The organism is Paraburkholderia sp. EG286A (assembly GCF_040965375.1).
GTDB lineage: Bacteria > Pseudomonadota > Gammaproteobacteria > Burkholderiales > Burkholderiaceae > Paraburkholderia.
In genome coordinates, this window is the sequence record NZ_JBFRCB010000002.1 from 687,184 (window position 1) to 709,019 (window position 21,836).

General features: G+C 65.3%; 19 protein-coding genes and 1 pseudogene. 15 read left to right on the top strand and 5 right to left on the bottom strand.

The genetic code is table 11. From position 1 onward, the window contains the following. Positions 1-569: 569 nt before the first annotated feature. The 3 genes and pseudogenes from ltrA (at position 570) to AB4Y35_RS09805 (ending at position 3,421) form a co-directional block, all read left to right on the top strand. Positions 570-2,273: a group II intron reverse transcriptase/maturase gene (gene ltrA / locus AB4Y35_RS09795; RefSeq protein ID WP_368704245.1), complete on the top strand. Its 1,704-nt coding sequence runs from the start codon at positions 570-572 to the stop codon at positions 2,271-2,273. A 295-nt stretch (positions 2,274-2,568) separates the two neighbouring features. Next, positions 2,569-2,856: pseudogene (locus AB4Y35_RS09800) on the top strand (ribonuclease); the annotation flags it as partial. 7 nt (positions 2,857-2,863) lie between these two features. Then, complete coding sequence (locus AB4Y35_RS09805) at positions 2,864-3,421, top strand: barstar family protein (protein WP_133182332.1); 558 nt, start codon at positions 2,864-2,866, stop codon at positions 3,419-3,421. An 86-nt stretch (positions 3,422-3,507) separates the two neighbouring features. Here the strand turns inward: AB4Y35_RS09805 and AB4Y35_RS09810 are convergent, their stop codons facing one another. The 3 genes from AB4Y35_RS09810 to speE all read right to left on the bottom strand — a co-directional run bounded on the left by AB4Y35_RS09810 (position 3,508) and on the right by speE (position 5,647). Then, positions 3,508-4,248: a 16S rRNA (uracil(1498)-N(3))-methyltransferase gene (locus AB4Y35_RS09810; protein ID WP_368704246.1), complete on the bottom strand. Its 741-nt coding sequence runs from the start codon at positions 4,246-4,248 to the stop codon at positions 3,508-3,510. Positions 4,249-4,267: 19 nt separating this feature from the next. Next, positions 4,268-4,681, bottom strand: a complete 414-nt coding sequence (locus AB4Y35_RS09815) for a VOC family protein (protein WP_342919395.1) — start codon at positions 4,679-4,681, stop codon at positions 4,268-4,270. A gap of 102 nt (positions 4,682-4,783) precedes the next feature. Next, complete coding sequence (gene speE, locus AB4Y35_RS09820; protein WP_368704247.1) at positions 4,784-5,647, bottom strand: polyamine aminopropyltransferase; 864 nt, start codon at positions 5,645-5,647, stop codon at positions 4,784-4,786. 380 nt (positions 5,648-6,027) lie between these two features. Between speE and tkt the strand changes: the two genes are divergently transcribed. Both tkt and gap read left to right on the top strand, forming a co-directional pair. Further along, a complete protein-coding gene (gene tkt, locus AB4Y35_RS09825; protein WP_368704248.1) occupies positions 6,028-8,070 on the top strand; it encodes a transketolase in 2,043 nt (680 codons plus the stop codon). Between the two features lie 137 nt (positions 8,071-8,207). Further along, positions 8,208-9,218 carry a type I glyceraldehyde-3-phosphate dehydrogenase gene (gene gap / locus AB4Y35_RS09830; RefSeq protein WP_368692587.1) on the top strand — a complete coding sequence of 337 codons (1,011 nt, stop codon included), beginning with the start codon at positions 8,208-8,210 and terminating at the stop codon, positions 9,216-9,218. Positions 9,219-9,272: 54 nt separating this feature from the next. Here gap and AB4Y35_RS09835 read toward each other — a convergent pair whose 3' ends face one another. Beyond that, entirely contained in the window at positions 9,273-9,998 is a 726-nt protein-coding gene (locus AB4Y35_RS09835) for a FadR/GntR family transcriptional regulator (RefSeq protein WP_368704249.1), read from the bottom strand. Positions 9,999-10,303: 305 nt separating this feature from the next. Here AB4Y35_RS09835 and AB4Y35_RS09840 point away from each other — a divergent pair, with 305 nt between their 5' ends. From AB4Y35_RS09840 to AB4Y35_RS09850, 3 genes are all read left to right on the top strand, one after another. Next, entirely contained in the window at positions 10,304-11,647 is a 1,344-nt protein-coding gene (locus AB4Y35_RS09840; RefSeq protein WP_368704250.1) for a C4-dicarboxylate transporter DctA, read from the top strand. A gap of 67 nt (positions 11,648-11,714) precedes the next feature. Next, positions 11,715-12,734: an allantoicase gene (gene alc / locus AB4Y35_RS09845; protein ID WP_368704251.1), complete on the top strand. Its 1,020-nt coding sequence runs from the start codon at positions 11,715-11,717 to the stop codon at positions 12,732-12,734. A 13-nt stretch (positions 12,735-12,747) separates the two neighbouring features. Further along, complete coding sequence (locus AB4Y35_RS09850) at positions 12,748-13,260, top strand: ureidoglycolate lyase (RefSeq protein WP_368704252.1); 513 nt, start codon at positions 12,748-12,750, stop codon at positions 13,258-13,260. A 103-nt stretch (positions 13,261-13,363) separates the two neighbouring features. Here AB4Y35_RS09850 and fur read toward each other — a convergent pair whose 3' ends face one another. Beyond that, the gene (gene fur / locus AB4Y35_RS09855; protein ID WP_069268417.1) at positions 13,364-13,792 is read right to left on the bottom strand and encodes a ferric iron uptake transcriptional regulator; all 429 of its coding nucleotides are present in this window, start codon (positions 13,790-13,792) and stop codon (positions 13,364-13,366) included. A gap of 136 nt (positions 13,793-13,928) precedes the next feature. On the opposite strand from fur, the gene AB4Y35_RS09860 reads away from it, so the two are divergent. The 7 genes from AB4Y35_RS09860 (at position 13,929) to holA (ending at position 21,762) form a co-directional block, all read left to right on the top strand. Then, the gene (locus tag AB4Y35_RS09860; RefSeq protein ID WP_368704253.1) at positions 13,929-14,864 is read left to right on the top strand and encodes an outer membrane protein assembly factor BamE; all 936 of its coding nucleotides are present in this window, start codon (positions 13,929-13,931) and stop codon (positions 14,862-14,864) included. 173 nt (positions 14,865-15,037) lie between these two features. Then, entirely contained in the window at positions 15,038-15,835 is a 798-nt protein-coding gene (gene dapB, locus AB4Y35_RS09865; RefSeq protein ID WP_368704254.1) for a 4-hydroxy-tetrahydrodipicolinate reductase, read from the top strand. Between the two features lie 54 nt (positions 15,836-15,889). Further along, entirely contained in the window at positions 15,890-16,618 is a 729-nt protein-coding gene (locus AB4Y35_RS09870; protein WP_254352461.1) for a MotA/TolQ/ExbB proton channel family protein, read from the top strand. Positions 16,619-16,630: 12 nt separating this feature from the next. Next, a complete protein-coding gene (locus tag AB4Y35_RS09875) occupies positions 16,631-17,062 on the top strand; it encodes a biopolymer transporter ExbD (RefSeq protein ID WP_324162301.1) in 432 nt (143 codons plus the stop codon). Between the two features lie 178 nt (positions 17,063-17,240). Continuing rightward, positions 17,241-19,835 carry a leucine--tRNA ligase gene (gene leuS / locus AB4Y35_RS09880; protein ID WP_368704255.1) on the top strand — a complete coding sequence of 865 codons (2,595 nt, stop codon included), beginning with the start codon at positions 17,241-17,243 and terminating at the stop codon, positions 19,833-19,835. Between the two features lie 99 nt (positions 19,836-19,934). Further along, the gene (gene lptE, locus AB4Y35_RS09885; RefSeq protein WP_368704256.1) at positions 19,935-20,498 is read left to right on the top strand and encodes an LPS assembly lipoprotein LptE; all 564 of its coding nucleotides are present in this window, start codon (positions 19,935-19,937) and stop codon (positions 20,496-20,498) included. Positions 20,499-20,541: 43 nt separating this feature from the next. Beyond that, positions 20,542-21,762 (top strand): DNA polymerase III subunit delta, encoded by a 1,221-nt coding sequence (gene holA / locus AB4Y35_RS09890; protein WP_368704257.1) that lies wholly within the window; start codon positions 20,542-20,544, stop codon positions 21,760-21,762. The last annotated feature ends 74 nt before the right edge of the window (positions 21,763-21,836 follow it).

Genomic DNA, 21,836 nt, shown 5'->3' on the forward strand with positions numbered 1-21,836 from the left:
CCGCGAGGTATCCGTTTGGAGACTCCTAGCAGCAGTGGGGTTGAGGCGCTAGGCTGGCTGATACGGTTAACGTAAGTGAACTGCTGATAAACCTCGTGATAAGGACCGTGCCAAAGCTGCTGAAGGGCACAAGCCAAAAGGTAGGCGGTCGGATAACTCGCTGGAAGGCCGGGTTACGTCGTCATCAGATCGCCGGGGAATAGGCAGAACCTAAGTCAGTCGTGTGATATGCCGGGAACGTGGTAAGCCCGTATGGCTGCCTGCGGAATATTGCAGGCAGGCGGACCGCAAGGAACGCTGTTAGCTGTGCGGGTATGGGAGGACGGAAAAAGCGAAAGGTATCCTGTAATGGGATGCATAGGGGTTGAGACATCACCCCACGCGAAAGCGGGCAGACTTCCGTCTGGTCTACCGTCGCAAGACGGCTGACTACCCTCTAGCGGAAATAGTGATTGCTGGCGGCTTCTTAGTCGTCAGTGTTGTTCTTACCCCGTTGCGGGAGCAAAACGCTCCCGCAAGGGACGTGTTGCTCTCTGCTCGGGATTCACTTCTTCAAGCGGGAGAGCAGCATGAAAGTATCTGTCCGAAAGGACGGGTCTGCGCTTTCACACGCGCCGGATAACTGGTACGCCGTAGATTGGCGCCGGGTTGAACGGAACGTGAGAGGGATGCAGATTCGAATTGCGAAGGCGACGCGGGAAGGCGACTGGCGCAGGGTGAAAGCCCTGCAACGGATGCTGACCCGCACGTTGTCCGCGAAGCTGTATGCGGTACGACGTGTTACGCAGAACCAGGGTGCGCGAACGGCTGGAGTCGATCGCGAGCTGTGGGATTCGCCTGAAAGCCGATGGGAAGCTGTCGGCAGGTTGAAGCGGCGCGGATACAAGCCCCTGCCATTACGGAGAGTCTTTATCCCCAAGGCTAATGGGAAGGAGCGCCCTCTGGGCATCCCCACCATGCGGGACAGGGCGATGCAAGCCTTGTATCTGCTGGCCTTGGAGCCGGTGTCGGAATCGACAAGCGACCCGAACTCGTATGGGTTCAGGTTAAACCGCTCGACGGCCGATGCCATGTCTCAGATTTTCGTCACCATGTCCAAACGGGTCTCGGCTCAATGGATTCTGGAGGCGGACATCAAGGGCTGCTTTGACTACATCAATCACGACTGGCTGATCGACCATGTCCCTATGGACAAGGAAATCCTCCGGAAGTGGTTGAAAGCTGGCCTGATTTACAAAGGACAGCTACAGGCCACGGAGGCCGGTACGCCACAGGGAGGCATCATTTCCCCGACACTGGCTAATGTGACGCTGAACGGGCTGGAACGTGAACTGATCGAGCACCTTGGTGCGAAACTGGGGATCGTTAAAGCCAAGAAGCTGAAAGTGAATGTAGTGCGATACGCAGATGACTTCGTGATCACAGGCGACTCGCAAGAGGTGCTGGAGAGCGAAATCAGACCTTGGGTAGAAGCATTCCTCGCACAAAGGGGGCTGCAACTGTCAGAGGAAAAAACTCGTATCGTCCACATTGACCAAGGTTTCGATTTCCTGGGGTGGAATTTCCGGAAGTACTCGGGGAAACTGCTCATCAAACCGAGCAAGAAGAACGCGAAGGCGTTCTATCGCAAGGTGGCGGAAGCGATCAGCGGCAACAAAACGGTCAAGCACGAGGAGCTAATCAGACTGCTGAACCCGATGCTACGAGGCTGGGCGCAATATCACAGTCCCGTAGTAGCCAAGCAAGCGTACACCCGCATGGAGCACCTGATTTTTGGGAGGCTCTGGCGGTGGTCTCGGCGGCGGCATCCGAACAAGAACGCCGACTGGGTGCGGAAGACGTATTTCCACACCGTTGGGGATCGCGAATGGGTGTTTTCCGCTCCTGTGGTTCACGAGGACGGTAGGAAGGGGCTACTGGAACTGTACCAACTGAGCGGTACAGAAATCCGACGGCACAAGAAGGTCAAGGGAGAGTACAACCCGTTTGACCTGACGATGGAGCAGTACGGTGAAACTCTGCGGCAGGAACGTCTCGCCAACACGATGCGTTACCGCAAGCAGTGGGCGTCGCTGTATGTGTCGCAGAAGGGGCTGTGTGCCTACTGCGGCTGTGCTCTGGACGATGAGACTGGCTGGCACGACCACCATCTGGAATACAAGATGAATGGCGGGTCAGACGCTCTGTCGAACAGGGTTCTGCTTCACCCCAACTGCCACCAGCAAGTGCACGCTGGCAACATTGCAGTAACTAAGCCGGTTTCATTACACTGATGTGATGGGACTTTGATAGGAATGGTTGTAGGCTTGAGCCGTATGCGGGGAAACTCGCACGTACGGTTCTTAGGGGGGCGCTCTTCCGTAAGGAAGGGTGCCTACCCTCCATGGTCGTCGAACGCGTAACCAGGGAAACGGGAACCAGGCGATGGCGCCTCGTCTAACTCATTGTTTCGGCGGCAGTTTGTCTGGCTTGCGGCGCGCCGCCGCGGTGGCGCTGGTCGCAACCGCAGCGCTCGCGGCAGGTGGCGCTCAGGCGCGCACGAGCCAGCCGGAAGAGGCGGGTAATTCGGTCGGCAGCATTTCGGTCAACGAACTTCCGCGTGAGGCGGTGGGCACGTTGAGCCTGATTGCGGCGGGCGGCCCGTTCCCTTTCGAGAAGGACGGCGTCGTATTCGGGAATTTTGAGCGGATATTGCCACCGCAGCGGCGGGGCTACTATCACGAGTACACGGTCCCGACGCCGGGCGCGCACAACCGCGGTGCCAAGCGCATCGTTTGCGGCGGCCCACGCAAGCGGACCGACAACTGTTACTACTCCGACGACCACTACGCCAGTTTCAGGCGAATTATTGATTGACACCGGGATGAGCGGCATGAGCGATAACGTTTACGCGCACGACCCCCGGGTCGCGAGCGATCTGTTCGCGTCCGGGGAAGGCAACCTGTTCCAGCGCGTCATGCAGTTGAAGCACGACAGCGAGGCGCGCCAGGATGAGGCGGGGCTTTCATCGAACGAGGGGGCCATGAGCCTGTTTTCGACCGTGCAGCCGAATATTGTCCAGTCGATCCGGGCGTTTCGCATTCAGGATCTCTCGGACGAAGCCCAGCGGCTGCAGGAGCATTTCCTCTATGCGTTCTGCGCGAATGCGCAAACCAAGCAGGAAGTACTCGAGACCATTGCCACGTCGTTTCTGTTTCCGAAACATTTCGGCAAGAACTACGACGGCTTGTACGACTGCCTGACCGATCTGGTGCAGAAGGCCGGCGAGCAGCCGGGTTTCGTGATCGTGCTGGAAGGGCTGCCGATCGCCCAGAAGTTCGACAAGGACGGGCGGGAGACGCTGCTCGACGTATTTCGCGAGGCTTCGGAATACTGGGCCGAGCGCAAGGTGCCGTTCCGCGTTTTTTATTCGTTCGCCTGACCTTCGACTCACGTTCCGTCGCGCGCATGCGACAGAAAATCGCGAGCCCGCCTTCCGGCGGGCTTTGTCATTTTTACCCGCTGCGCTTACCAGCCGCCCCAGCGCGCGGCGAGCGCCGCGAGCACCGCGATGCCCGCTGTTTCGGTACGCAGCACGCGCGGCCCGAGCCCCACGGCGAGGAAGCCGTGATCGAGCGCCGCCTCCTCTTCCTGCGACGAGAGTCCGCCCTCAGGCCCGATCAGCACCGTCACTGCGCCCGAAGGCGGCTCGACCGGCAAGGTCGAGAACGCGACGTTGGCGCGCGGCGAGAGCAGCAGGCGCAGTTCGCCCTCGCCGGGGTGCTTGGCCAGGGAGTCGAGCCACGCGGCGATGTCACGCGCGGGCGCAACGTCGGGCAGGCGGTTGCGTCCGCATTGTTCGCACGAGGCCTGCACGATGCGCTGCCAGTGCGCCTGGCGGCGCACGGCGCGCTCGCCCGAAAGCCGCACGACGCTGCGCGCGGCGGTGAGCGGCACGAAGTTCGTCGCGCCCAGTTCGACGGCCTTTTCGATCAGCCAGTCCATCTTGTCGTTGCCGGCGATGCCCTGGGCGAGCGTGATGCGGTAAGGCGGCTCGGCTTCGACGTCGCGGTGAGGGCCGATGCGCACCTGCGTGTCGCGGCGCTCCATGCCGACGATCTCGGCGCTGTACTCGCCGCCAAGACCGTCGAACAGCACGATGCTGTCGCCGGGCTGCAGGCGCAGCACCTGGACGTGGCGCGTGACTTCGTCGGGAAGGGTGACGACCTCGTCGGATTGCAGGGCGTTGCCGACGAAAAAGCGGGGCATAGAACTATTTCTCATTGAATCAGGACAAGTGCCGAGCAAGCGCCCAGCGGTAACCGTCGAGGTCTTCGACCTGCGCGAAACGGTCCCCCCAGAACTGGTCCTGCGGCTCACTCAGCGATTTCGCGCCGGCTTCGAGCGCCCGCGCATACACCGCGTCGACATCGTCGACATACAGATAAAAAGATTGCGGCGCGACGGTCTGTGCGCTTTTGGGCGTGCGCGCCGTCGAACCGAACGCGCCCTCCGGCGCGAACATGACGATCAGCTGATCGTGGTAGGTCATTTCCACGTGCATGATCGCGCCGTCGTCCTCCACGCTGTCGCGTACCGCAAAACCGAGTGCTGCCCGATAGAAGTCCATCGACGCGCGCGCGTCGCGCACCGTCAGATACGGGGTCAGCCATGGCACGCCGGCAGGACGGGGTGCGGTCATCGAGTCTCTCCAGATTCGCGGTTCGGATGAAGCGCCGTGCCGCTTCGGGCAACGGCGCGCAGGATAAAGCGCTTGGAACCAGCCAGTCCACGGGCAGGACCCCTAGAGCTGCAGGAATTCGCCTAGTTTATCGCGGGCTGTGCATGAACCTTTTAACAGCGCCGCGTGCAGTCGCGGGTCGTAGTAGCGCAGGCCCTCGAGCCGCCGCCCGGCTGTGCGCGCCTGCAACGTGGTCTCGTCGACGCCGGCCGGGTCGAGCGCGTCGCTCGCGATCGCCATGAGCCAGAGTGAGCCGTAGAGCGGCACGTAGGCGGCAAGCGGTCGCACGACGGCGAAGGCCGCGCGCAGCCCGCCAAGCAGCGCGCCCACGCGCGGCGCATGATGGAACGGCGAGCCCAGATGGAGCGAGACGAGCGCGTCGGCGGTCATCACACGCTTGAGCGCAGCGTAGAACACCGGTGTGTAGAGGCCGGCAGCCGGCGAATCAGGTGGGGTCAGATCGAATACGACGAGGTCGAAGCGTTCCTGTGCGGAGGCGACAAACGCGGCCGCGTCGCCGATCACGAGTTCCACGCGCGGATCCTCGAAGGCGTCGCCGCGCACCTCGGGCAGATAGTCGCCCGTCAGGCGCACCACGTCCGGGTCCAGTTCGGCCACGACGATGCGCTCGATGTCCGGGTGGCGCAGCAGCTGGCGCGCCGCGCCGCCGTCGCCGCCGCCCAGCACGAGCGCCGCGCGGGGCGCGGGATGCGTGAGCGCGGCCGGGTGCGTCATGCACTCGTGATAGATGAACTCGTCGCCGGCGGAGGTCATCGGGCGGCCGTCCAGCGTGAAGAGACAGCCCAGTTGCGGCGTGTCCCAGACCTCGATGCGCTGCCACGGCGTATCGGCCGCGGCGAGGCGGCGCGCGCCGGGAAAGCCGTAGAGCGCATCTGCCGCAGGATGGAAGAGGAGGGAGTCGGTCACGGAGGTCGAGAGGCGCTGCTGGTGCGCCGCAACGCGCGAAAATCGCGCTGAAAATAGGGCCAACAGAGCCATTATAGGGGGTGTGAACCGGACCCCGGCCGCGGCAGGGGCCAACACGAGGACGGCGGCGCGCACGGTGCATACCGCGCGCCTTACCGCCAGGGTTCATCCCCACGATCTGCTAGAATATTCCGCTTTGCAGCCCTCTCCGTTTGCTCCGGCCGTTTCGCGTCTCCTGGCGCCGCATGTGCGCCTGAGCGGGCGATTTGCCGAGCTTCCGGACTCCCGCGCTGCTGTGTGCGCCGCAGTTTGCCCTCGCAATTTGCGCTGTTCGCGACCCGCGCCGCCCACGCCGCTTTTTGCACACTTCCGGACTCGACATGACGACCTCGTCCTCCGCCTCCCCCGCTACCACCCAGTTGATGGCCAACGCCATTCGTGCGCTGTCCATGGACGCCGTTCAGCAAGCGAACTCCGGTCACCCCGGCATGCCTATGGGCATGGCCGAGATCGCCGTTGCACTGTGGTCGCGCCATCTGCGCCATAACCCGACGAACCCGCTCTGGAGCGACCGCGATCGCTTCGTGCTGTCGAACGGCCACGGCTCGATGCTGCTGTACTCGCTGCTGCATCTGACGGGCTACGACCTGCCGATGGCGGAACTGAAGAACTTCCGTCAGCTGCACTCGAAGACGCCGGGTCACCCCGAGTTCGGCATCACGCCGGGTGTCGAGACGACCACGGGTCCGCTCGGCCAGGGTCTGGCGAACTCGGTCGGCATGGCGCTGGCCGAAGCGCTGCTCGCCGCGGAGTTCAACAAGGCCGACGCGAAGATCGTCGATCACCACACGTATGTGTTCCTCGGCGACGGCTGCCTGATGGAAGGCATCTCGCACGAAGCCTGCTCGCTCGCCGGCACGCTCAAGCTGAACAAGCTGATCGCGCTGTACGACGACAACGGCATCTCGATCGACGGCGACGTGGTCAACTGGTTCCACGACAACACACCGGAACGCTTCGAAGCCTACGGCTGGAACGTGATCCCGCACGTGGACGGCCATGACGTGGACGCGGTCGACGCGGCCATCCAGAAGGCCAAGGCCTCGGACAAGCCCACGCTGATCTGCTGCAAGACCATCATCGGCAAGGGCGCGCCCACCAAGCAGGGCGGCCACGACGTGCACGGCGCGGCGCTCGGCGCCGAAGAAATTGCCAAGTGGCGCGAAGCTGCAGGCTGGAAGTGGGAGCCGTTCACGCTGCCGCAGGAAGTCTACGCAGACTGGGACGCGAAGGATGCCGGTGCGAAGTTCGAGGCCGCATGGAACGAGCAGTTCGCCGCGTACAAGTCGAAGTACCCGACCGAAGCCGCCGAGTTCGAGCGCCGCATGGCGCACAAGCTGCCCGCCGACTGGGCGCAGAAGGCCGCCGCGATCGTCGCCGGCGCCGATTCGCGCAAGGAAACGGTCGCCACGCGCAAGGCTTCGCAGCAGGCCATCGAAGGCCTCGCCGCGGCGCTGCCCGAACTGCTGGGCGGCTCGGCCGACCTGACCGGCTCGAACCTCACCAACTGGAAGGCTTCGAAGCCCGTGCGCGCCGCCAAGGCCGGCGAAACCGGCATCCAGTGGGGCAACCACATCAACTACGGCGTGCGCGAGTTCGGCATGAGCGCGGCGCTCAACGGCCTCAACCTCCACGGCGGCTACAAGGCGTTCGGCGGCACGTTCCTCACGTTCTCGGACTACAGCCGCAACGCGCTGCGCGTGGCCGCGCTGATGAAGTGCCCGTCGATCTTCGTGTTCACGCACGATTCGATCGGTCTCGGCGAAGACGGCCCGACGCACCAGTCGATCGAACAGGTCGCGAGCCTGCGCCTGATCCCGAACATGACGCTCTGGCGTCCGGCCGACACCGTGGAAACCGCGGTGGCCTGGACGGAGTCGATTGCGCATCACGGCCCGTCGTCGCTGATCTTCAGCCGTCAGAACCTGCAGTTCAACGAGCGCACGGATGCGCAGATCGCGAACATCGCCAAGGGCGGCTACGTCCTCAAGGACTGGAACGACGACATCCCGAGCCGCAAGATCATCCTGATCGCCACGGGCTCTGAAGTCGAACTGGCGATGAAGGCCGTCGAGGCGCTGCAGCGCGAAGGCATCGGTGCCCGCGTGGTGTCCATGCCGTCGACCAACGTGTTCGACAAGCAGGACGCCGAATACCGCGAGCGCGTGCTGCCCAAGGGCGTGCGCCGCGTCGCGATCGAAGCCGGTGTGACCGACTTCTGGCGCAAGTACGTGGGCCTCGAAGGCGGCGTGGTCGGCATCGACACGTTCGGCGAATCGGCCCCGGCTGGCGTGCTGTTCAAGCACTTCGGCTTCACGGTCGATCATGTCGTCGCGACGGCCAAGGCCGCGCTCGACAACTAAGCATGCGTAACGGGCCCGCCTGATCGGCAAGATCTGGCGGGCCCGCTGCCTTGAGCGTCCCGCCGGGCCGCCCCAGCCTCGCGTCGGCGCCAGCGCAGCACTGGTTTCAGAATTTTTCAGCCCTTAGGAGATAAACCATGACCATTCGCGTCGCTATCAATGGCTACGGCCGCATCGGCCGTAACACGCTTCGCGCGTTCTACGAGAACGGCAAGAAGCACGACATCCAGATCGTTGCGATCAACGACCTGGGTGACGCGAAGACCAACGCGCATCTGACGCAATACGACACGGCACACGGCAAGTTCCCCGGTGAAGTGAAGGTCGACGGCGACTACCTCGTCGTGAACGGCGACCGTATCCGCGTGCTGGCCAACCGCAACCCGGCCGAACTGCCGTGGGGCGAGCTGGGCGTCGACGTCGTGATGGAGTGCACGGGCTTCTTCACGACCAAGGAAAAGGCCAGCGCGCACCTGAAGGGCGGCGCAAAGAAGGTCATTATCTCGGCGCCGGGCGGCAAGGACGTCGACGCGACCATCGTCTACGGCGTGAACCACAACGTGCTGAAGGCCGAACACACGGTCATCTCGAACGCATCGTGCACGACCAACTGCCTGGCACCGCTCGTTAAGCCGCTGAACGACAAGATCGGCCTCGAAACCGGCCTGATGACGACGATCCACGCGTACACGAACGACCAGGTTCTGACCGACGTGTACCACGAAGACCTGCGTCGCGCACGCTCGGCCACGCACAGCCAGATCCCGACGAAGACGGGCGCGGCTTCGGCTGTCGGCCTCGTGCTGCCGGAACTGAACGGCAAGCTGGACGGCTACGCGATCCGCGTCCCGACCATCAACGTGTCGATCGTCGACCTGTCGTTCATCGCCAAGCGCGACACGACGGTCGAAGAAGTCAACGCCATCATGAAGGAAGCTTCGGAAGGCGCGCTCAAGGGCATCCTGGGCTACAACGACGCACCGCTGGTGTCGATCGACTTCAACCACAACCCGGCATCGTCGACGTTCGACGCCACGCTCACGAAGGTCTCGGGCCGTCTCGTGAAGGTGTCGAGCTGGTACGACAACGAGTGGGGCTTCTCGAACCGCATGCTGGACACGGCGGTGGCTTTCGCGAACGCGAAGTAAGCACGCTCGACGCTGCATGAAAAAACCGCCCCTCGGGGCGGTTTTTTTTCGTCCTTATTTTTCGATGGCGCTCTGGGAGGCGGCAGCGAACGCGGGCGGCGTGGGGAAGTACACGCCCGCGCGCTGTGCCGCATTGGCGATGTGCGCCTCGATCGCCTCGCCGGCCGCCGCCGAGTCGCGCGCCTTCAGCGCCACCACGATCAGGCCGTGCTCGCGATGCGTGGAGAGCACGCGCTCGCGCCGGTAGAACGGCATGCGCTGGCTCTCTTTCATGATGTCGGCGCTGCTGCGCAGGATCGATTCGATCGCCGCATTGCCCGCGAGATTGACGATACGCATGTGGAAGTCGAAGTCGAGCTGCGCGGCTTCGTCGAGTTCGTCGCAGGCGAGGGCGCTATGCAGGGCCTCGGTGTTCGCTTCGAGCCACGCCACGTCGGCATCGCCGATGGCGAGCGCCGCCATGCGCGCGGCGAAGCCTTCGAGCGCGTAGCGCATCTGGTAGGTGTCCGGCAGCGACGACTGATCGGCGAAACGCCACGGGTGAGCGTTGGTGGCCTGCGCGCTCGTCACGTATACGCCTTTGCCCGCGCGGATCGACAGCATGCCGAGCGCTTCGAGCGTCGAGAGCGCTTCGCGCAGCGACGCGCGGCTGATCGCCAGTTCCTCGGAAAGCTGCCGCTGCGCGGGCAGCAGGCTGCCGACCGGATACAGGCCACCCTCGATCCGTTCGCGGATCGTGGCGATGGCGGCGTCGGTGACGGTGTGCGGAACGTTCTTCATCGGATGGCGCGGGCAGCTTTCGCGTGGTCTGACCGGTATTGTAGTCCCGTCCGGCGCACTCGCATGGTGCATCGCGTCAACGCCCACGTGCCGCTGGATAAGGCGTGGCGCTCCGGCCCGCAAACTGGTCAGACCGCGCAAGGGTAAACACCGCGCTTCCCAACCTTGACTCCGGTATATCGGCTTCCTACTATCCGCCATAACAGTGCTGGTCAGACCAGTCAGAACAGTTGCTTCCCCTTCATGGTTTTGCATGGGATGGGGTCAGGCTGAAGCGCCGGGTCCCATCGACAAAGGAGACAGTCGTGACGAAGTTCTTCAATTCGCTGTTTGGCCGCGTAGTGATCGCCCTCGTACTGGGCATCGTCGTAGGCGCGGTGTTTCCCCATTTCGCCCAGTCGCTGCGCCCGCTCGGCGACGGCTTTCTCAAGCTCATCAAGATGGTGATCGGGCCGATCGTGTTCTGCGTGGTCGTGAGCGGCATGGCGCACGCGGGCGACCTGAAGAAGGTGGGTCGCGTCGGCCTGAAGTCGGTGGTCTACTTCGAGGCCATGACGACCGTTGCGCTCGTGATCGGCGCCGTGCTCGCGTACGTCACGCGTCCGGGCGCCGGCATGAACGTGGATCTGCACTCGCTCGATGCGGCCTCGCTCGCGACCTACACGGAGCACGCCAAGAGCCTGAAGGACACCGCGGGCTTCCTGCTGAAGATCATTCCCGACACCGCCTTCGACGCTTTCGCGAAGGGCGACATCCTGCAGATCCTCGTGTTCTCGGTGCTGTTCGGCAGCGCGCTCTCGTTGCTCGGCCCGAAGGCGCAGCGCGTGAACAGCCTGATCGACGAACTCTCGCAGGTGTTCTTCCGCGTGATGGGCTTCATCATCAAGCTCGCGCCGCTTGGCGTGCTCGGCGCGATTGCGTTCACGACCGGTACGTACGGCGTCGCTTCGCTCAAGCAACTCGGGCTGCTCGTGATCGTGTTCTACGCGAGCTGCATCGTGTTCGTCGCGGTCGTGCTCGGCATCGTCATGCGGCTGGCGGGCTTCAACGTGTTCAAGCTGATCCGCTACCTGCGCGAAGAACTCTCGATCGTGCTCGGCACCGCTTCGTCGGATGCCGTGCTGCCGCAGATCATGCGCAAGCTCGAATTCATGGGCGTGAAGGATTCCACGGTGGGTCTCGTGATCCCGACGGGCTACTCGTTCAACCTCGACGGCTTTTCGATCTACCTCACGCTCGCGGTGATCTTCATCGCGCAGGCAACCAACACGCCGCTGTCGATGCACGACCTCATCGTGGTCGTGCTGGTGTCGCTCATCACCTCGAAGGGCGCGCACGGCATTCCCGGTTCGGCGATCGTGATTCTCGCCGCCACGCTTTCCGCCATTCCTGCGATTCCCGTGCTCGGCCTCGTGCTGATCCTGCCGGTGGACTGGTTCGTCGGCATCGCCCGTGCGCTCACCAATCTGATCGGCAACTGCGTCGCGACGGTGGTGGTCGCGGTGTGGGAGCACGACATCGACAAGGCGCGCGCCCGGCGCGTGCTGAACCTCGACGAAGGCTTTCTCTACGTGCCGGCAGGCGACAGCGATGCAGACACCGCGCACGGCGAAGACGGTGCACTCGGCGGCAAGCACGCGCACGCCTGAACGTTCACACCGCATCTGCAGACATTTTTCTTCGATCAACTGAACAACCCAAGTGAGCGACACCATCATGGCCATTCCGACTCTCGACCCCAACGCCCCCGCCTTCACGCGCCGCTACATGAACCTCGCCGATCCGCGTCTGGGCGCCCGCGCGCTCCACGCCAGCGACGAGTTCTTCGCGCCAAAGGAGCGCATGCTCGACCCGCAACCCGCGGTCTTCATCCCCGGCAAGTACGACGACCACGGCAAGTGGATGGACGGCTGGGAAACGCGCCGCAAGCGCACGACCGGCCACGACTTCTGCATCGTGCGCCTCGCGCGCCCGGGCGTGATTTACGGCCTCGATCTCGACACGAGCCACTTCACGGGCAACTTTCCGCCGGCGGCTTCGGTCGAGGCGTGCTACGCGCAGCTGGGCGACGACGCAACGCCCGGTGACAACGCCGACTGGCAAACCATCGTCCCGGCGACGACCTTGCAGGGCAACCAGCACCACTACGTCGAAGTGAGCGATACGCGCGCGTTCACGCATCTGCGCGTGAATCTCTATCCCGACGGCGGCCTCGCGCGTCTGCGCGTGTACGGCCAGCCCCGGCGCGACTGGAGCACGGTGGAGCGCGGCAGCCTCGTCGATCTCGCGGCGATCGAAAACGGCGCGTATCTCGTCGCGGCCAACAACCAGCACTTCGGGCTCGCTTCCACGATCCTCATGCCTGGCCGCGGCGTGAACATGGGTGACGGTTGGGAAACGCGCCGCCGCCGCGAACCCGGCAATGACTGGGCGATCGTGGCGCTCGCGCGGCCCGGCATCATCCGCAAGATCGAAGTCGACACGGCGCACTTCAAGGGCAACTACCCGGACCGCTGCTCGCTGCAGGCGGCGAGCGTGACGGGCGGCACCGACGACTCGCTCGTCACCCAGGCGATGTTCTGGCCGGAACTGCTCGGCGAGCAGAAGCTCGAAATGGACAAACAGCACGTGTTCGAGAGCGGCATCGCCGCGCTCGGTCCGGTCACGCACGTGCGTTTCAACATCTTCCCGGACGGCGGCGTCTCGCGCCTGCGCCTGTGGGGCGAACTGGCTTAAGCGAGGAGCCGCGATGCAGATCCTGCACATGGAACCCTTGACGCGCGAGGTGTTCGCGCCGTTCGGCGACGTCATCGAACTCGAAGGCGCGCGCCACTTTCCGATCAACGGCGGCACGACCGAGCGCTTTCACGATCTCGCCGCCATCGACGTGAGCGAGGCGGGCGGCCGGCCCATCGTCAGCGTGTTTCGCGCCCAGCCGCGTGCTTGGCCGGTCGAGATCGCGATGATGGAGCGGCATCCGCTAGGCAGCCAGGCATTCGTGCCGCTCGGCGACGCGGGCTACGCGGTGGTGGTCGCGCCCGCGGGCGAGTTCGATCCGGCCGGGCTGCGGGCGTTCTGGGCGGGGCGCGGGCAGGGCGTCAACTACGCCAAAGGCGTCTGGCATCACCCGCTGCTCGCGTTCGGGCGCGTGAGCGACTTCGTGGTGATCGACCGCGGCGGCACGCAGCCGAACTGCGACGAGATCGCGCTCGCGCGGCCCTGGCGGCTCGCGCAAGCCGACACGCCGCTCGTGCCCGCCTGAGGTCCGGCCCGTTTTTCCCAAACACGGGCTCACCAAACGAAAACGCCACGGCAGATCTGCCGTGGCGTTTCCTTTTCTGCAGCCTGCAAGCCGCAAGCGGTGGTCAGTGCTTGCGGTGCGGGCAGTTTTCCTTCGTGCAGGCGCCGTACAGGGCGAGCGCGTGCTCCTGGAGCTTGAAGCCGCGCTCCGTGGCGATCATCTGCTGGCGCTTTTCGATTTCGGGGTCGAAAAATTCTTCAACGATGCCGCAGTCGAGGCACACGAGGTGGTCGTGGTGACTCCCCTCGTTCAGCTCGAACACCGCCTTGCCCGATTCGAAGTTGCTGCGCGTGAGCAAGCCGGCCTGCTCGAACTGGGTCAGGACCCGGTAGACCGTGGCGAGGCCGATGTCGAGCTCCTCGTTCAGCAGGTTGCGGTAGACGTCTTCGGCGGTCAGATGGCGCACGGGGCTGTGCTGAAAAATCTCCAGGATCTTGAGGCGAGGCAGCGTCGCCTTGAGGCCGATGTTCTTGAGATCGGTTGGATTGGTCATGACGATAAGTCCCTGGAGTACAATGCTAGGTTGTTATGTTAACGCGTTTTTGCCGTTCCGGGCATTTTCGCCAGAACTTCGAACGATCTTCTACAGAATACGCGCGGCTTCGCGAAAAGCCCGCACGGTGAGGGAAATGATTCCAGAATTCACAACGATCGGCCGGCGCATGCACGGCGGCCGCCTGGCGTGCACCCTGCTGGCTGCGGCCGCGTTCGCCGCGCTCGCCGGCTGTAAAACATACGACAGCGTGACGCAGCGCGTCGCCCAGAGCATTACGCCTTACCGTATTACCATCGTGCAAGGCAATTTCGTCTCGGCGGAAGCCGCGGCGCAGATGAAGGTGGGCATGTCGCGCGCCGAGGTCAAGCAGCTGCTCGGCACGCCGCTCCTCACCGACATGTTCCATGCGAACCGCTGGGACTACATCTTCTATTTCAAGCGCGGCTCGACCGCCGTGGTCCAGCAGCGTGACTTCGTCGTGCTGTTCGAAGGCGACCGCGTAGCGAGCTGGTCGGGCGGCGACGACCTGCCCTCGAACCTCGAGCTGCTCGCCGAAATCGACGGCGACCGCACCGGCAAGAAGGCCGTCGCGGCCGCGCCGGCCTCGGGCGCTTCGGCGCCGGTGGCGGCTGCAGCAGGCGCGCCCGCGCAGGCTTCGAGCGCGACCGGTCCGACGGTCGGCGACACGGCGCGCACGCCGTCGTCCGAACTCGGCACCGCCACCAACGCACTGCCGCAGGACGCCAACGCGCAGGCGGCCGCCGCCGCGAACCGCGCCACGGAAGCCGTGCAAACGCCAACGGGTCTGACGCCGTCGGTGCGCGCGGGTAATCCGCAGTCGTCGGCGCTGCCGCAGAACGTCGGCACGATGCCCTCGCAGGTTCAGCTGCATCGTCAGCCGCAGCCGCAAATCCAGGGCGTGCCGCCGACCAACCCGGTTGGCCCGACCGCCGGCGCGCAAGGCACTGGCGACACCAATGCGGCGCCGTCGGGCCCCGCGCGGGATTCGTCGCTCGCCGCGCCGCCCACGGTGCCGGCCTCGGGAGCGGCTGCGGCTCCGAGCAACTGATCCGGCTGACCGAGCCGGTAACACAAGCAGGGCGTGGTGCGCGAGGCGCGCCACGCTTCGATCCGGCGGCCGGGGTGTCACTACCACCGGCCGCCGCGTTTTTTGGCGGCGGCGCTGCGTGGCGCCTGGTGGCATCCGGCACCGCGGCCAGCGACACATTGGCAGGAAGACTCATGAAAATCGCAATCGCCGGGGCATCGGGCCGCATGGGCCGCATGCTCATCGAAACCGTCCTGAATTCGCCCGACGTCACGCTCTCCGGCGCGCTCGTGCGCAAGGGTTCGGCCGCCATCGGCCAGGACGCCGGCGCGTTCCTCGGCAAGGACACCGGGGTGCGCATCACCGACGACATCGAGCAGGTCTTCGCGCAAAGCGACTGCCTGATCGACTTCACGCGCCCCGAAGGCACGCTCGTGCACCTCGAGGCGGCGCAGCGCCACGGCGTGAAGATGGTGATCGGCACGACCGGCTTCGACGCCCAGCAAAAGGCGCAGCTCGGCGCGGCCGCGCAGAAGGTCGGCATCGTGTTCGCGGCCAACATGAGCGTGGGCGTGAACGTCACGCTCAAGCTGCTCGAGTATGCGGCGCGCTTTTTCGAGACCGGCTACGACATCGAGATCATCGAGGCGCACCACCGCCACAAGGTCGACGCGCCCTCGGGCACCGCGCTTGCGATGGGCGAGGCCGTGGCGCACGCGCTCGGCCGCAATCTCGACGAATGCGCCGTGTATGGCCGCGAAGGCGTGACGGGCGAGCGCGACCCCTCGACGATCGGGTTTTCGGCGATTCGCGGCGGCGATATCGTCGGCGATCATACGGTGCTGTTCGCGGGTATTGGCGAGCGCATCGAGATCACGCACAAGTCCTCGAGCCGCCTCTCCTATGCGCAGGGCAGCGTGCGCGCCGCGCGCTTTCTGCAGGACAAGGCCCATGGCCTGTACGATATGCAGGACGTGCTCGGCCTGCGCTGAGCGTTTCTCCCAAGGTCCGGCGCCTCGCGCCGGACAGACAGTGAGCGAGGTCCGATGGCAGCGAGTTCCGGAGTCATTCACTATCTGCAGACGGGCGACGCGGTCACCCACGCGGTTGCGTGGGTATTGCTCGCCATGTCGGTCGCGAGCTGGTGTTTCCTCATCATCAAGAGCTGGATCCTGCTGCGCGCGAAGCGCCAGGGGCCGCGCGCCATTGCGCGCTTCTGGCAGGCGCGCACGCTTGCAGACGGCGTTGCCGCCATGCGTCCGGTCGACCGCGAGCGCGTGTTCCTGCCACTGGCGCAGGCGGCGCTCGCCGCCGAGGAAGCCGACGCGCCCGGCATGATGCTCGCGCGCGTGGATCGCGGCGAGCGCGTGCTGCGGGCGCTGCGCGGCGCGCTGCAGGCGTCGCAGCGGCGCCTCGAGTTCGGCCAGGTCCTGCTCGCCTCGGTGGGCAGCACGGCGCCGTTCGTCGGGCTGCTCGGCACCGTCTGGGGCATCTACCACGCGCTCGGCAGCATCGCCGCGAGCGGCCAGGCGATGATCGAGAACGTGGCCGGCCCGGTGGGCGAGGCGCTCATCATGACGGCCTTCGGTCTCGTCGTCGCGATACCTGCCGTGCTCGCCTACAACGTGCTGGGCCGCCTCGTGCGCCAGCTCTGCGACGATCTCGACGGCTTCGCCCACGACCTGCACGCCTATGCCTGCGCGCCCGAAGGCGCGCCGCTGCGCCGCGAAGGTGCGCAGGGCGCGATGCGCGAAGGCGCGCGCGCCGAGTCGTAGGAGGCAACGCGTATGGCATTCGGCGGACTCGAAAAGAAGCGCGATACGGCACCGATGTCGGAAATCAACATGACGCCGCTCATCGACGTCATGCTCGTGCTGCTCGTCATTTTCATCATTACCGCGCCGCTGTTCTCGCACGCGATCCGGCTCGATTTGCCGAAGGTCGCCGCCGAGCCCGCGCAGCAGACGGCGCAGACCGTCACGCTTTCCATCGACGCCGCCGGCAAGCTCTACTGGAACGCCCAGCCCATCACGCTGGACGAACTGCGCGCGCGCTTCACGGCAGCGGGCAAACAGCCCGAGTCGCAGCAGCCCGAGCTGCAGCTGCGCGCCGCGCGCGAGACCCGCTACGACGTGATCGCCCAGGTGATGGGCGCCGCGCAGCAGGCCGGTCTCACGCGCCTCGGCTTCGTGACCGAGCCGCCCGCCGGCGCTCATTGAAGACGCCACTGCGCACGCCGCTGAGCGCGCGCCAGTCAACGGTATAATCAACGTTTCCTTTAAAAACGGGCCCAGCGAAACCGCCGCAATCTGCCGGTATCGTGAACGGCCGGCCCGGTGCATCCGGCACTGAAGGTACCGAAGCAGCCGCCCGTTTCCAGCGTTCACCACCCACACCATGCTCGAAAAATACGTTCCCACCGACGTCGAATCCGCCGCGCAAGGCGAATGGCGCGCCACCGACGCTTACCGGACGGCCGAGAAGGCCGACAAGCCCAAGTTCTACTGCGTCTCGATGCTGCCGTATCCGTCGGGCAAGCTGCACATGGGCCACGTGCGGAACTACACGATCAACGACGTGATGTACCGTTACCTGCGCATGAACGGCTACAACACGTTGATGCCGATGGGCTGGGACGCGTTCGGCATGCCCGCCGAAAACGCCGCGATGGCCAATAACGTGCCGCCGGCCAAGTGGACGTACGACAATATCGAGTACATGAAGGGCCAGATGCAGTCGATGGGTCTCGCGATCGACTGGTCGCGTGAGATCGCCACCTGCAAGCCCGACTACTACAAGTGGAACCAGTGGTTCTTCCTGAAGATGCTCGAGAAGGGCATCGCCTACAAGAAGACCGGCACGGTGAACTGGGACCCGGTCGATCAGACCGTGCTCGCCAACGAGCAGGTGATCGACGGGCGCGGCTGGCGCTCGGGCGCGCTGGTGGAAAAGCGCGAAATCCCGATGTACTACCTGCGCATCACGCAGTACGCCGATGAACTGCTGAACGACCTCGACGGCCTCGGCTGGCCCGAGCGCGTCAAGATCATGCAGCAGAACTGGATCGGCAAGAGCTTCGGCGTGAACTTCGGCTTCCCGTACGAACTCGACGGCGAGAAGAAGCTGCTGCGCGTGTTCACCACGCGCGCCGACACGATCATGGGCGTGACCTTCTGCGCGATCGCGGCGGAGCACCCGCTCGCCACGCGCCTCGCGCAAGAGAAGCCGGAATTGCTGCCGTTCATCGACGAATGCAAGCGCGGCGGCGTGGCCGAAGCCGACATGGCGACGATGGAAAAGAAGGGCATGGCCACAGGCTTCTTCGTCACGCATCCGCTGACCCAGGAAAAGGTCGAAGTGTGGATCGGCAACTACGTGCTGATGAGCTATGGCGAAGGCGCCGTGATGGGCGTGCCGGGCCACGACGAGCGTGACTTCGCGTTCGCGAAGAAGTACGACTTGCCGATCAAGCAGGTGATCGCAGCAGAAGGCGAGACGTACTCGCTCGACGGCTGGCAGGAATGGTACGGCGACAAGGAACGCGCCGTGTGCGTGAACAGCGGCAAGTATGACGGCCTCGCCTACACCGCGGCCGTAGATGCCGTCGCAGCCGACCTCAAGGCCCTCGACCTCGGCGACAAGCAGGTCACGTGGCGCCTGCGCGACTGGGGCATTTCGCGCCAGCGCTACTGGGGCACGCCGATCCCGATCATCCACTGCCCGAGCTGCGGCGACGTGCCGGTGCCCGAAAAGGATCTGCCGGTCGTGCTGCCGGAAGACCTCGTGCCGGACGGCACGGGCAACCCGCTCGCGAAGTCGGAAGCCTTCCTGAACTGCAAGTGCCCGACCTGCGGCGCCGACGCGAAGCGCGAAACCGACACGATGGACACCTTCGTCGACTCGTCGTGGTACTTCTACCGCTACGCCGCGCCGGATGCGGTGAACATGGTCGACGAGCGCACCGATTACTGGATGCCGATGGACCAGTACATCGGCGGTATCGAGCACGCCATTCTTCACCTCTTGTACTCGCGCTTCTGGGCGAAAGTCTCGCGCGACCTCGGCCTCGTGAAGTTCGGCGAGCCGGCGAAGAACCTGCTGACGCAGGGCATGGTGCTCAACGAAACGTTCTATCGCGAAGACGCTGCGGGCAAGAAGACCTGGTACAACCCGGCCGACGTGACCGTCACGCACGACGACAAGGGCCGCCCGATCGGCGCGACGCTCAACAGCGACGGCCAGGCCGTGGTGCTGGGCGGCGTGGAGAAGATGTCGAAGTCGAAGAACAACGGCGTCGACCCGCAGGTGCTGATCGACCAGTACGGCGCAGACACGGCGCGTCTGTTCACGATGTTCGCGGCGCCCCCCGAGCAGCAGCTCGAATGGTCGGGCGCGGGTGTGGAAGGCGCGAGCCGCTTCCTGCGCCGCGTGTGGGCCTTTGGCCACGCGAACGCCGAAGCGATCCAGTCGCGCGCCTCGTTCGATGCGGCGGCGCTCACGGAGGTCGAAAAGGCGCTGCGCCGCGAAGTCTACAGCGTGCTCAAGCAGGCCGACTTCGACTATCAGCGCCTGCAGTACAACACCGTTGTATCGGCGGCGATGAAGATGCTCAACGCCATCGACGGCGCCAAGGGTGCCGGTGCTGGCGTGCAGCGCGAAACGTTCGGCGTGCTGCTGCGCGTGCTGTACCCGGTCGTGCCGCACATCGCATTCGAACTGTGGAAGGCGCTCGGCTACGGCGACGAATACGGCACGCTGCTCGATGCACCGTGGCCGAAGGTCGACGAAAAGGCGCTCGAGCAGGCCGAAATCGAACTCGTGCTGCAGGTGAACGGCAAGGTGCGCGGCGCCGTGACGGTGGCCAAGGACGCGCCGAAGGATGCGATCGAGGCGGCCGCACTCGCGCACGAGATGTTCGTCAAGTTTGCGGAAGGCCGTGCACCGAAGAAGATCATCGTCGTGCCGGGCCGCCTCGTGAACGTCGTGGTCTGACGAGGCAAACCAAGGCCATGTGAGCGGCGTAGCGCGCGAAGCACCGCGCGGCGCCGCTCAGCCGACACCGGCGACTCTGTCGCGAACCAGGGAGTCCATGTGATTCGCAGATCGTTTCTCAGGTTGTTCCCGCTCGTGGCGGGCAGCGCGCTGGCCCTCTCGGCGTGCGGCTTCCAGCTGCGCGGCGAGGAGAACTTCGCTTTCAAGCGTCTCGCCGTCGTCGGCGCGCCGCCGCCGCTCGTCGGACGCCTCTCGCGTATGGTCGAAGGCGGCAGCGATTCGGTGGTGGTCGACTCGGTGGCCAATGCCGATGCCGTGCTGCGCGTTTCCGAAGGCCGTAGCTTCAGCACGCTCACGCTCAATTCGCTCGGCGCGGTGGTCGAATATCAGGTCAACTACTCGCTGAACTATGTGCTGACGAGGCCGGACGGCTCCGTGCTGATCCAGCCGAGCGTGATCTCGCTGAACCGCGCGATGACCTATAGCGATCAGTTCTCGACTGCCAAGACGCAGGAAGCCGATCTGCTGTTCACCGACATGCAGAACGACGCCGTCGACCAGCTCATGCGGCGCCTTGCCGTGCTCAAAACGATCAACCCGACGCCCGATCAGGTCGTGCCGGGTGTCGCGCCGCGCGCACCGCTGCCGCCGCCGCCGCTGTAATGCGCGCGGTTTCCATCTACTGAGCGACCTTCGACCGAGCGCCATGCAACTGCGACCCGACGCACTCGAACCGCACCTCGCGAGAGGGCTGGCCGGCCTGTACGTCGTCTACGGCGACGAACACCTGCTTGCCCAGGAGGCGTGCGACCGCATCCGCGCGGCGGCGCGCGCGGCGGGCTTTACCGACCGCTCCGTGTTCACCGTCGAGCGCGGCTTCGACTGGAGTTCGCTGCTCGGCGCGAGCCAGTCGATGTCGCTGTTTGGGGATCGCCAGCTGGTCGAGTTGCGCATTCCGTCGGGCAAGCCCGGCAAGGAAGGCGCGGACGCGCTCAAGACGCTCGCCGCTGCCTCGAATCCCGACGTGCTGATGCTCGTCACGCTGCCGCGCCTCGACGCCGCCACGCAGAAGTCTGCGTGGTTCACGGCGCTGGCCGAGAGCGGTGTCGCGCTGAAGATCGACCCGGTCGAGCGCGCGGCGCTGCCGAACTGGATCGGCCAGCGTCTGGCGCTGCAAGGCCAGCGCGTGGCGCCCGGCGAGGACGGCCGGCGCGCGCTGCAATTCGTGGCGGAGCGCGTGGAAGGCAACCTGCTGGCGGCACATCAGGAAATTCAGAAGCTTGGCTTGCTTTATCCGCAAGGCGTGTTGAGCTTCGAGCAGATTCACGACGCCGTGCTCAACGTCGCGCGCTACGACGTATTCAAGCTCAACGAAGCCATGCTCACGGGTGACGTCGGCCGTCTCGCGCGCATGCTCGACGGGCTGCAGGGCGAAGGCGAGGCTTCGGTGCTGGTGCTGTGGGCCGTGGTCGAGGAAATCCGCACGCTCTTGCGCATCAAGCGCGGCGTGGCCGCGGGCAAGCCGCTCGCCATGCTGCTGCGCGAGAACCGCGTGTGGGGGCCGCGCGAGCGGCTCATCGGGCCGGCGCTGTCGCGCCTGAGCGAAGCGGCGCTGGAGCGCGGTCTCGCGCTCGCGGCGCGCCTCGACCGCCAGGTCAAGGGGCTTTCGGGTCAATCGCGCGCCGACTGGCGCAATGCGCTGCCGCCCGATGCCTGGGATGGCCTGTTCGAACTCGCCATGACGGTGGCCGCGCCACGAGATGGTGCACCGCAGGCGCGTGGCGCCGCCGGTGCGCGTGGTGCTGCTGCGCCTGGACGCCCACAGCCGGGTGCTCAGCCAACTGGCCCAGCGGCGGCAGCCGCCGCAGCTGCGGCCGCGGCCGCGGCCCGACCGCGCACCGCAGGGCCGTCGCGCCGGCAAGGGTAAAGCGTTGCGCGGCACTTCGGCGCCTGCTTGACGGCCGCCGCGCAGCCGCTGCACCTGCCGGGCCGCCCGGCCAC

What these genes read in the sequence shown, in the direction of transcription:
- dapB (WP_368704254.1), top strand. Translation starts at nt 15,038, where the DNA reads ATGAAAATCGCAATCGCCGGGGCATCGGGCCGCATGGGCCGCATGCTC.
- AB4Y35_RS09860 (WP_368704253.1), top strand. Translation starts at nt 13,929, where the DNA reads ATGATTCCAGAATTCACAACGATCGGCCGGCGCATGCACGGCGGCCGC.
- gap (WP_368692587.1), top strand. Translation starts at nt 8,208, where the DNA reads ATGACCATTCGCGTCGCTATCAATGGCTACGGCCGCATCGGCCGTAAC.
- AB4Y35_RS09875 (WP_324162301.1), top strand. Translation starts at nt 16,631, where the DNA reads ATGGCATTCGGCGGACTCGAAAAGAAGCGCGATACGGCACCGATGTCG.
- AB4Y35_RS09850 (WP_368704252.1), top strand. Translation starts at nt 12,748, where the DNA reads ATGCAGATCCTGCACATGGAACCCTTGACGCGCGAGGTGTTCGCGCCG.
- AB4Y35_RS09815 (WP_342919395.1), bottom strand. Translation starts at nt 4,681, where the DNA reads ATGACCGCACCCCGTCCTGCCGGCGTGCCATGGCTGACCCCGTATCTG.
- alc (WP_368704251.1), top strand. Translation starts at nt 11,715, where the DNA reads ATGGCCATTCCGACTCTCGACCCCAACGCCCCCGCCTTCACGCGCCGC.
- leuS (WP_368704255.1), top strand. Translation starts at nt 17,241, where the DNA reads ATGCTCGAAAAATACGTTCCCACCGACGTCGAATCCGCCGCGCAAGGC.
- AB4Y35_RS09835 (WP_368704249.1), bottom strand. Translation starts at nt 9,998, where the DNA reads ATGAAGAACGTTCCGCACACCGTCACCGACGCCGCCATCGCCACGATC.
- ltrA (WP_368704245.1), top strand. Translation starts at nt 570, where the DNA reads ATGAAAGTATCTGTCCGAAAGGACGGGTCTGCGCTTTCACACGCGCCG.
- tkt (WP_368704248.1), top strand. Translation starts at nt 6,028, where the DNA reads ATGACGACCTCGTCCTCCGCCTCCCCCGCTACCACCCAGTTGATGGCC.
- AB4Y35_RS09810 (WP_368704246.1), bottom strand. Translation starts at nt 4,248, where the DNA reads ATGCCCCGCTTTTTCGTCGGCAACGCCCTGCAATCCGACGAGGTCGTC.
- holA (WP_368704257.1), top strand. Translation starts at nt 20,542, where the DNA reads ATGCAACTGCGACCCGACGCACTCGAACCGCACCTCGCGAGAGGGCTG.
- AB4Y35_RS09870 (WP_254352461.1), top strand. Translation starts at nt 15,890, where the DNA reads ATGGCAGCGAGTTCCGGAGTCATTCACTATCTGCAGACGGGCGACGCG.
- AB4Y35_RS09805 (WP_133182332.1), top strand. Translation starts at nt 2,864, where the DNA reads ATGAGCGGCATGAGCGATAACGTTTACGCGCACGACCCCCGGGTCGCG.
- fur (WP_069268417.1), bottom strand. Translation starts at nt 13,792, where the DNA reads ATGACCAATCCAACCGATCTCAAGAACATCGGCCTCAAGGCGACGCTG.